General features: G+C 39.8%; 1 protein-coding gene. It reads left to right on the forward strand.

The features are described from left to right. The first annotated feature begins 163 nt into the window (after positions 1 to 163). Positions 164 to 361, forward strand: coding sequence for a tetratricopeptide repeat protein (locus PX482_RS05640; RefSeq protein ID WP_223212977.1), 198 nt, complete (start codon positions 164 to 166; stop codon positions 359 to 361). Positions 362 to 1316 lie beyond the last annotated feature (955 nt).

The following is a 1316-nucleotide window of genomic DNA, read 5'->3' on the forward strand; positions in this document are numbered from 1 at the left end:
ACCTCTGCTCTTTCTTCTTCTTTAAGAGCTTTTTGTAAGTTTTTCTTTTCTTCTAAGTCTAGGAAATCTTTGGCTGGCATAAGTAGGATTTTTCTCAAGTTACTATTTCTATTTTAGGTGGTTTAAGTGCGTTTTAGCTTAGCCAATTTCAAAAAGTCTCGAAATTAACCCCCAATCTGCCGAAAATCAACTGGCTCTCGCTGTTACTCTCTACCGTCAAGGCAATACGGGGAAAGCGATCGAACTCGCTAAAAGCGCGCTTAAAATCGACCCTGAATTTTCTCAGGTTGAAACCCTGCCAAAAAATCTCTGGGGTGATAAAATCATCGCCGATGCTCGGAAACTACTCTCCCAACTGTAGGATAATTCCCTGAGACTTTTTGATACCAGAGCCGTTTTTAATAGTACGATTAACTGCCAATCTAACTTTAAAAACCCACTTCCCACTCCCCACTTCCCAATATTTTATTACCTTTTAAACAGGATTTCGTATGATTACGACGACAATCTTCTTTGCAAAATCTTGATTATTCTCCTTTCGATCGAGCTTAAAAAAATTTTTTCCCAGTCCTTGACAACTTATGTTAAGTTGATAGTGGCAGTTGCAAGAAATTAACCCCCAGTTCTCACCTAGGAATTGTTAAGATGAGGAATTTTTTCTCGTCGGTTTCTGGTGCGAAGAATGGAGTTGAAAACGATTACCTGTCCAACTCGGTCCCGGTCTCTTGGTAGAGTGACTGACGGATAAGCTCGATCTGTTTGCAGATTTAGCTAGTTTTCTCGTCGCTAGTCATTCGATGATCAATGGGGAAAGATCGAGCCTACCTAATTTTAACTATCTTCTCTCCTCCCTAATCAAACAATGCCTACCATGACCTTAGTGTTACCAATGATGTATCTACTGGTGATCTATCTCTTACTAGCGATCGCTAAAAAAGCTAAAATCAACTCCTAATCAGTGATCAGTGATCAGTTGATCAGATTTGAGTTTTAAGTGAGCAGTATTACAGCGTTTCTCAGATACATGAGGTTCGTTCTTGCAGCTGAAATAGTTGATTAGCAAGTATTAGTGTCTGTGCTTCACCTTGACGAGAAAGGCTGTAAATAGCAGTTTCCTACTGTCTTTTCACTGATTACTGCACACTGATTACTGCACACTGTTAACTGATCACTGAAACCCACATTCCGCACCCTAAAGTGTCACATTGAAAATTTTATCTAAATCGTCAAAACGATTGCCGGCTCTGAATTACAGGCTAATTTGTTTGCCCAGCAGATGCACAATTAGCCCTAAAAATCTGATAGCTCTGATACCA

This window comes from Microcystis sp. M53602_WE12 (assembly GCF_030065455.1).
Lineage (GTDB): Bacteria > Cyanobacteriota > Cyanobacteriia > Cyanobacteriales > Microcystaceae > Microcystis > Microcystis aeruginosa.